This window comes from Rhizorhabdus sp. (genome assembly GCF_018006725.1).
GTDB lineage: Bacteria > Pseudomonadota > Alphaproteobacteria > Sphingomonadales > Sphingomonadaceae > Rhizorhabdus.
Genome location: NZ_JAGMXV010000191.1, coordinates 1 through 8,877, shown reverse-complemented (window position 1 = coordinate 8,877; position 8,877 = coordinate 1). Strand labels below are relative to the sequence as shown.

Annotated in this window: 6 protein-coding genes; 3 read left to right on the top strand and 3 right to left on the bottom strand. The window is 65.0% G+C overall.

What is annotated here, in order from left to right; all coding sequences use genetic code 11:
- Positions 1–1,700 (bottom strand): PQQ-dependent dehydrogenase, methanol/ethanol family (locus tag KAY22_RS20550; protein WP_296625113.1); only part of this gene is annotated, 1,700 nt, incomplete at its 3' end.
- A 243-nt stretch (positions 1,701–1,943) separates the two neighbouring features.
- On the opposite strand from KAY22_RS20550, the gene KAY22_RS20545 reads away from it, so the two are divergent.
- Entirely contained in the window at positions 1,944–3,083 is a 1,140-nt protein-coding gene (locus KAY22_RS20545; protein WP_296625112.1) for an aminotransferase class I/II-fold pyridoxal phosphate-dependent enzyme, read from the top strand.
- 91 nt (positions 3,084–3,174) lie between these two features.
- Complete coding sequence (locus KAY22_RS20540) at positions 3,175–3,987, top strand: trypsin-like peptidase domain-containing protein (protein ID WP_296625111.1); 813 nt, start codon at positions 3,175–3,177, stop codon at positions 3,985–3,987.
- A gap of 9 nt (positions 3,988–3,996) precedes the next feature.
- Here KAY22_RS20540 and KAY22_RS20535 read toward each other — a convergent pair whose 3' ends face one another.
- Positions 3,997–5,280 (bottom strand): glycoside hydrolase family 130 protein, encoded by a 1,284-nt coding sequence (locus KAY22_RS20535; protein ID WP_296625110.1) that lies wholly within the window; start codon positions 5,278–5,280, stop codon positions 3,997–3,999.
- Positions 5,281–5,327: 47 nt separating this feature from the next.
- A complete protein-coding gene (locus KAY22_RS20530) occupies positions 5,328–7,625 on the bottom strand; it encodes a glycosyltransferase family 4 protein (protein ID WP_296625109.1) in 2,298 nt (765 codons plus the stop codon).
- Between the two features lie 212 nt (positions 7,626–7,837).
- Between KAY22_RS20530 and KAY22_RS20525 the strand changes: the two genes are divergently transcribed.
- Positions 7,838–8,725: a bestrophin family ion channel gene (locus KAY22_RS20525; protein WP_296625108.1), complete on the top strand. Its 888-nt coding sequence runs from the start codon at positions 7,838–7,840 to the stop codon at positions 8,723–8,725.
- Positions 8,726–8,877: the final 152 nt, after the last annotated feature.

Here is an 8,877-nt window from a genome sequence, read left to right as displayed (position 1 = left end):
GAGAAGGAGATCGGGGCTGCGATCACGCCATTTTGTGCGTCGAAGCTCCAGAGCTTCTTGCCGTCCCTTGCGTCGAACGCGGAGAAGGTGCCGTCGGGCTGCCCCTGGAACAGCAGGTTGCCGGCGGTCGAAAGGATGCCGCCATTGGACGGGGCGGGGTGCTCGACCGTGAAGCGGGCCTCCTGCTTGACCGGATCCCAGGCGAGCAGCCGCCCCTTGGTCGCGGCGCGGGCGGCGGCCAGCTGTGCATCGCTCTGTGGCCCGAGCAGGGAGAGCGAGCCGTTGCCGAGATTCCACTGTCCGGGCCGATAGGTGAAATTCTTGTCGTCGGCATAGCCGAAGCCCATCAGTTGGACCGGGATGTAGACGAGGCCGGTCTTCGGGCTGAACGACATCGGATGCCAGTTATGCGCACCGAAGGCGCTGGGCATCGCGAAGAACTCCTTGCCCGCTTCGGTGTAGCGCGCCTCGGGCCGGATCAGCGGACGCCAGCTCTTCTCGTCATAGCCGTCGGCCCAGTTGACCGGCACGAAATTCTTGATCGAGACCGGCTTACCGGAGGCGCGATCGATCACGTAGAAAAAGCCGTTCTTGGGCGCGTGGAACAGCACCTTGCGCGGCTTTCCGGCCACCGGCATGTCGGCCAGGATGATCGGCTGGGTGGCGGTGAAGTCCCATTCCTCGCCGGGGACTTCCTGGAAATGCCATTTATAGGCGCCGGTGTCGGGATCGAGCGCCACGATCGAGGACAGAAACAGATTGTCGCCCTCGTCGCCCGAACGAACCCGGCGATTCCACGGGCTGCCATTGCCGACGCCGATCAGGATCTGGTCGAGCTCCTGGTCATAGACGATCGCATCCCACACGGTGCCGCCACCGCCGACTTCCTTCCACGCGCCATTGGCGCCCCAGCTTTTATTGCCGATCTTCTCGAAGATCGCGTCCGATGCCGCGCCATCTGGCTTCCCGTTGGGATTGGGCACGGTGTAAAAGCGCCAGACCAGCTTTCCGTTGGCCGCGTCATAGGCGCTGACATAGCCGCGCACGCCATATTCGGCGCCGCCATTGCCGATCAGCACCTTGCCGCGCACGACGCGCGGGGCACCCGTGATCGTGTAGGGGCGGCTCGTGTCGGTCGTCTGGACGTCCCACAGCACCTTGCCACTGGCGGCGTCGAGCGCGATCAGGCGCCCGTCGAGCGCACCGACGAAGACCTTGCCTTCATAGACGGCGACGCCCCGGTTCACGACGTCGCAGCAGGCGTCATAGCCTTTGCGGCCGTTGACCTCCGGATCATAGGACCAGAGCAGCTTGCCGCTGCGCGCATCGAGCGCATAGACCTTCGACCAGGCGCTGGTCGTGTACATCACCCCGTCGACGACGATCGGGTTGGCTTCCTGCCCCCGATCGGTGTCGAGGTCCTGATACCAGGCAAGTTTCAGCCGCCCGACGGTCGAGGCGTCGATCTGAGCCAGTGGGCTGTAATGGTCCTCGGCATAGTTGCGGCCGGTATTCAGCCAACTGCCGGGTTCGGCATCGGCGCGTTCGAGACGCTCCTGGGTGATCCAGCCGGCGCGGTCGGCGGCGGTCGCCCCCGCCGCAATAGCTGCGCCGAGAGCCATGACGGCCACGCCTTTCCATGCGCGTTTGCCCATGCCCGCGATAAAGCGCGCCGCGTCGAAGCCGTCTTTTCCCGCCACCCTGTTTCTCCTCTCCGCATCGGAGATGCGCCGTTCTGCGTCCCCGGCCAGATCCGTTCCTGTTTTTACGGTACCTGGTTCCGTTATCATGATGCGGTATAAGGATTGCGTCAATCTGCGCCTATTGATCCGATTGCGATCAAGCGATGCTCAAATGCGTATCCAGTGCGAGCGTGTGCTGGCGCTTTATGTCCGTCGCCGGAACCCATTGTCTGCATCCCCCGCTGGCCCTAGCAGGCGTACATGATTGCACAGGTTGAACCCTTCCACGCTATCGGCATCAGCCGCATCGCCCACGCCCTGTCGACGTCGGGCCAGTCGATCATCCATATGGAGTTTGGCCAGCCTTCAACCGGCGCGCCCGCCGAGGCGATCGCTGCCGCGCACGAGATTCTCGACACCGATCCGATGGGCTATTGGGAGAGCGTGCCGCTGAAGGAGCGCATCGCCCGCCATTATGCGCAGCGGCATGGCGTCGAGGTGGATCCCGAGCAGATCATCCTGACCTGCGGCGCATCGCCCGCCTTCGTGCTCGCTCTGTCCTGCCTGTTCCGTCCCGGCGCCCGGGTGGCGCTGGCGCGGCCGGGCTATGTCGCCTATCGCAACACGCTGCGCGCGATGTATCTGGAGCCGGTCGAGATCGGCTGCGGGCCCGAGGAACGCTACCAGCTCACCGCCGCAGCGATCGCCGAATTGTCGCCGGCACCCGACGGGCTGATCGTCGCGAGCCCGGCCAATCCAACCGGCACCGTGATCGCGCCCGAAGAACTCGCCGCCATTGCCGCGATCTGCCGCGAGCGCGGGATCCGGATCATCTCGGACGAGATCTATCATGGGCTCGGCTATGGCGTGCCGATCGCGTCGATTCTCGAACAGGAACCGGACGCGCTGATCGTCAACAGCTTCTCAAAATATTACAGCATGGCCGGCTGGCGGCTCGGCTGGCTGCTCGTGCCGCGCGACCTTATTCCGGCAGCGCGAGCGCGCATGGGCAATCTGTTCCTTACCCCGCCGGTGCTGGCCCAGCGTGCCGGCCTGATCGCCTTCGACTGTCGCGACGAACTGGAAGGGCACCTGCGGACCTATGCCCGCAACCGCGATTTGCTCCTCGATGCCCTGCCGGCGATGGGGCTGCGGCGGATCGCGCCGCCGGATGGCGCCTTCTACATCTATGCCGACATCAGCCACCTGACCGACGACAGCATCGCCTTTTGCGAGCGCCTGCTGCGCGAAACGGGGGTTGCGACGGCGCCAGGGCTCGATTTCGATCCGGTCGACGGGCATCGCTTCATCCGCTTCAGCTTCGCGGTGTCGACTGCGCTGATCGAGGAGGCGATCGGCCGGATGATCCCCTGGTTCGAGGCGCAGCCGCGCATCGGCTGACCGACCTTTCGGGGCGGAATGCCTCTGGAAAATCGCGGCCCGCATGATCATCTGCCATCCGGCCAGTCCGGAACAGAGGGAGATGAGGACAATGCGCAAAGCGGCAATTGCGGCGGCCCTGCTTCTCGGGGCCGCGGTGACCATACCGGCCTGGCAGGAGCGTGGATCGGAGGCACCCGCAGCGAACGGCGTGGCGCTGGCGGCCTCGGGCGAACCCGTACCGCTCGACCGGCTGAGCGTGGCACCGCTCGTGAAGCGCGTGTCGCCCGCCGTCGTCAACATCGCCGTCGCCTATCCGTCGCCCTATGCGCAGAACCCGCTCCTGCGCGATCCCTATTTCCGGCGTTTCCTGGGCGTACCGGACTCGGCGGTCCAGCCGCGCATGTCCGCTGGTTCGGGCGTGATCATCGATGCGGCACGCGGGCTCGTCCTGACCAACAACCATGTGGTCGGGGGTGGCTCCGCGATCCTCGTCGTCCTTCAGGACAAGCGCCAGTTTCAGGCGGAGCTTCTCGGAACCAGCCCGCAGTCCGATCTGGCGGTTCTCCGCATTCCTCCGGAAAAGCTCGTCGCAGCACCGCTGGCGCCGACCGACAGCGCGGAGGTCGGCGATTATGTCGTGGCGATCGGCAATCCGTTTGGGCTCGGCCAGACCGTCACCGCTGGGATCGTCAGCGCGCTGGGCCGGGGCCTGACACCGCAGAGCGGCATCGGGCTGATCCAGACCGACGCGCCGATCAATCCCGGCAATTCGGGCGGCCCGCTGATCAACATGCGCGGCGAGGACATCGGTATCAACACCGCCATCCTCGCGCCGGGTGGCGAGGGCAATATCGGCATCGGCTTCGCCGTCCCGGCCAGCGTTGTGCGATCGGTATTGGGTGAGGCGCGCCGCGCGATCTGACCCGCGCCGTTACAGCCGGGCCAGCAATTCGCGTACGGGAATGAAGGCAAAGGCCACCGAGCTGTCCGCCACGCCATAAGGCACGAACAGATTGTCGCCGTGGCGCAGAGCGCCGCACGTGTAGACGACGTTGGGCACATAGCCTTCGCGGTCTTCGTCCTGTGGGGCAAGGATCGGCTGGCGGGTCCGGCCGAGCAGCTTCGACGGGTCGTCGCGGTCGAGCAGGATCGCTCCGATCGAATATTTGCGCATCGCGCCTACCCCATGGGTGAGCAGCAGCCAGCCTTCGTCGAGTTCGATCGGCGGGCCGCAATTGCCGATTTGGATAAACTCCCACGGATAAGCGGGGGCCAGCAGCGGCGCGCCATCCTCCCAATGATCTACGGCGTCGGACTCGAGCAGGAACAGATTCTGCCCATCCTGGCGGCCGATCATCATGTAGCGCCCGCCGATCTTGCGCGGGAACAGCGCCATGCCCTTATTGCGGGCGGCCGCGCCGCGCATCGGGATCAGGTCAATCGAGCGGAAGTCGCGCGTCCGCATCAGTTCCGACTGGATGTCGCGACCAGAATAGGCGGTGTAGGTACCGATATATTCGGTGCTTCCATCGTCATGGGTGAAGTGGGTCAGGCGGAGATCCTCGAGACCATTGCGCTGGGCCGGGGTCATCGGAAAGATCACCGTTCCCGACAAGGTGCTGTCGCGATGCCGTTCGACGGTGATCGGTCCGTCCTGATCCCGGATCCCGTCGGCGTCGGGGGCATCGGCGGCTGTGGCGAAAGGAGGCTCCGGCGCAAGCTCTAGATCGCCGTCGATCGTGATCAGCCCCTCGCGGAACGCGATCGAACTGATATGGCCTTCGCCGACCGCGCGCAGCGACATCAGGATGCGCAGTGTATTGCGTGACAGACCCGACTGATCGGGGTGCGGCACCACGCTCGGGTTCATCAAGGCGGCGGCGGCATAACTATATTCGTGGCAGAAATAGGCGCCGATCAGCTGCTTGCGCTCATCCTCCAGAGCATCGCTGTCGATGCCCAGCTGATGAGCGATCTGCGCGTATCGGGTCGAGAAGACCCGCCGCGTCTGCCAGTGCCGGGCCTCGAAATCGGCGAGGACAAGCGCCAGCTGGCGCTGCGTCTCCGCCATGTCGAGTGCCAGAACGGCGTTGACGAGCCTTTGCGCGCGGCCGGGTTCGGATCCATTGGCCTGCCAGGCGAGGTGGAAGGGACGAACAACGACGCGCGAGGCGTCGGCGGTCAGGCGAAGGCGGTGATTATGATCAGCGAGCATAGGCTCCCGGGCGTTGGTGGGACGGCGAACCGGCCCGCCAGCTCCGCTCAGGCAGCCGTACGGGCGGGTCGATTATCCCGTTTCTCGCCGAGCGAACGCATGGAGGCGTTGGCTAGTTGCAGAGCCAGAATGGATTCTGCGCCCTGATTGCGATTGACCCCATGCGGCATGAGGCCATCGTGGCAGCCGCCGTCGGTTCCTTCGGCCAGGGGCAGCCCGAGATCATTGTCTCCGAGGAACCAGCCATAAGCGCGCCACGCCTGATCCAGCCATGTCGGATCGTCGCAGACGGCCATCGCCGCGCTGCAGGCATCGATCATGGCCTGCGCTTCCAACGGCTGCTGGTCGAAGGGCAGGGGCGCGGCATAAGGTCGCTTAAAGCTGTCGGTGCCGACCGGACGGAAGGCGCCCGCAGGGTTGGTCTGTATGTCGGCGATCCACTGCAGGGTTTCGAGCCCGATAACACAGGCCTCGCCATCGCCGAGCAGCCTGCCAGCCCGCAACAAAGCCTCGGGCAGGCGGGCATTGTCATAGGCCAACACCGTCTCGAACCATGCCCAGTCCGGGCGGCGCGAGGCGACGAGCAGCCGTTTGAGCATGTCGACGCTCTGCTCGAGCATCGCTCCAGCCGCGGGATGGTCGCTTTGCTCCTCGAGCCGATGAACCGCGCCCAGCGCGGCAAAGGCCGAGGCGCGGGGAGAGATCAAGGCATTGGCGAGCGGCGCGGCGCGATCGAACATCTCTGCGGCCCAACCGCGAATGCCGGCATCGGAAGCATGGGCAGCGGCACAGCCGAGCGCCCATAATGTGCGGCCATTGCTGTCCTCCGATCCCTCCGTCTCGCACCAGCTTCGGTCGTAATTCATGAAATTGCGGAAACGGCCACGCTCGGGATTCCAGGCGTGATGGATGAAGGCGGCATAGGTCGAGGCGAGCGGCCCCGTCGTCGCCTCCATCCCGCCCCCGAGGCGGCACATTAGGATCAGCGCGCGCGCATTGTCGTCGATGCAATAGCCATGGTTGCGGTCGGGAACGCTGTGAACGCCATGCTGGAGCATGCCGGTGCCGTCGGTCATCCGCTTCACCGCTTCGAGCGAAGGGCGGAGCGGGCGGCGGCTGGTGAAGCGACCGACATAGGGGCGCGCAGTATTGGCATCTTCCACCAGTCCGATGGCCCGTGCGACGGCGCGCGGCCACAGCAGGTCGCGGCCGAGCCCATAAGCGCGGTAAGCGAGCGCGTCGCGCGCATCATCATCGTCGAGCAAGTCGAGGACTGCCCCGGCCAGTGCTCGGGCATCACGGGGCGGAACCAGCACCCCATGATCATCGGCAAGCAGTTCCGCAGCGTGAAGATAGGGGGTCGAGACGACCGGCTTGCCGAGGCCAATCGCATAGGACAGCGTGCCCGACGTGATCTGCGCCATGTTCAGATAGGGCGTCACATAGACGTCGGCCGCCTCCAGCCAGTCGAGCAGCTCTTCCTGCTCCAGGAAGTTGCCGATGAAGCGGACGTTGCTCGCAACGCCCAGCTCGGCCGCGCGCGCCATGAGGCTCTCGCGCAGAGCTTCGCCTTGCTCCCGGATCAGATTGGGGTGCGTCGCGCCGATGACCACATAGAGCACATCGGGGTGACGCTCCACGATCGCGGGCATGGCATCGATCATGAAGCCTATGCCCTTGTCGGGCGCCAGCAGACCGAAGGTCATGACGACCTTGCGGCCCGCAAGTCCGAAGCGCCGCTTCGCTCGTTCGGGTTCGACATAGGCCCGGTCGGGCACACCATGCGGAATCACGGAAATCCGCTCGGCGGCTACGCCATAGATCTGCTGCAATATCGTCTTGCCGCGCTCGGCCATGACGATCAAATGCGTACACCGCGCCAGCAATCGGTCGAAGACGTGCCGCTCGGCAGCGGAGGGGTTCTCCAGCACGGTGTGAAGATTGGCGATGACGGGAAGCGTCGAGCGTTCGAGCAGGCGCATGACATGCTCGCCCGCCGAACCCCCGAAGATACCGAATTCGTGCTGCAGCCAGATCGCCTGCGCGCCGCTCGCCTCGATCAGGCCGGCCGCCAGACGGTATGCTGCAGGATCGCCGGCGTCTATCGTGCGGATATCGTCGGGATAGGCGACGCCGGAACCGTCATCCATCGCATAATGGTCGACGATCATCTGGGGGAACCGTTCGCGAAGAGCGTCCACGACGTGCGATGTGAAGGTCGCGAGTCCGCAACGGCGGGGCAGGGCGTTGCCGACCACGGCGATATGCTCGATCGCACCGCGCGACCTGCCGCCGCTCCGGTCCGCACCGGCCGCCTGAAAGATGGAGCGAACCTGAGTGAGCATGCGTGCGCTTCCTTCCCGTACGTCGACCCCCGAGAAATGATGCTGCGGCGCAATAGTTTCATTGGTTTCGGACGCGGCTCGCAAAATAGCCAGCCCTCGCACCGGCCGGAATCTCCGGGCGAATGGCCGGCCCGATGGAAACAAAAGCGTGACGCGAGGATTATACGCCGCGCCGCCGAACGATCGGCGGTTCTGCTGGACATCCGCTCCTTATGATCGTCGCCGATACACCGCGCCTTGCCCACATCGCCCGCGAGGTCTGGAAACCACTATTGCTCCTGTTCCTGTGGGACGTGGTCGTTACGGTCGCTTACTATGTGCTGCCGTTCCGCGCGCCGGGGCTGCCCCTTACGCTGTTCGGATCGGCGCTCGCGCTGTTCCTCGGCTTTCGCAGCAATTCCGCCTATCAGCGCTGGTGGGAGGGGCGGGGCCTTTGGGGCCAGATGATCAACGCCAGCCGAAGCCTCGCCCGTGCCGCCAAGGCCTATCTGTCTCATCCCGAAGCGGAGCCCATCCGGCGGGAGATCATTTTTCGGCAAATCGCTTATGTCCATGCGCTGCGCTGTCAGTTGCGGCGACAGCCGATGGACGAGAATGTCGAACGCTATCTTCCCGATGGTCCTGCACAGAAATCGCTGCGGCGAACCAACGTCGCCAATGGCGTGATCGAGGGCATGGGCCTGCGCGTCGAGCAGGCCCGCGCGCATGGATGGATCGACACCATCCAGCAGGCATCGCTAGAGCGCGTCATGGTGGACATATCGAATGCACAGGGTGGCATGGAGCGGCTCAAGAACACGCCGCTGCCGAACCAGTATCGCTTCTTCCCGATGCTGTTCACCCACCTGTTCTGCATCCTTCTGCCGATCGGGTTGGTCGAGACGCTGGGTTACGCGACGCCGTTCGGATCGACCGTGGCCGGTCTGATGTTTCTGGCGGTCCTGGCGGTGGGCGACGATCTGGTCGATCCCTTCGCCAACAGCGTTCACGATCTGCCGTTGTGCGCGATGTGCCGGACGATCGAGATCGACCTGCTGCAGGCGCTGGGCGAACCGGCCCCCGAACCGCTGGAGCCCGACCGTCGCAACATCCTCTGGTAGAGACGGAAAATGTACCGCCTGCGTCGCTTTCGCTTGGGCCGTAATGACGGGGCCGTTATGACCATCGTGAACCCGCTGCCTCTGCCCGTCGGGCGTTGGCGGCCGCATCCGGGAGGCAAGACATGGTCAATATCGGTATCGACGAGCAGGAT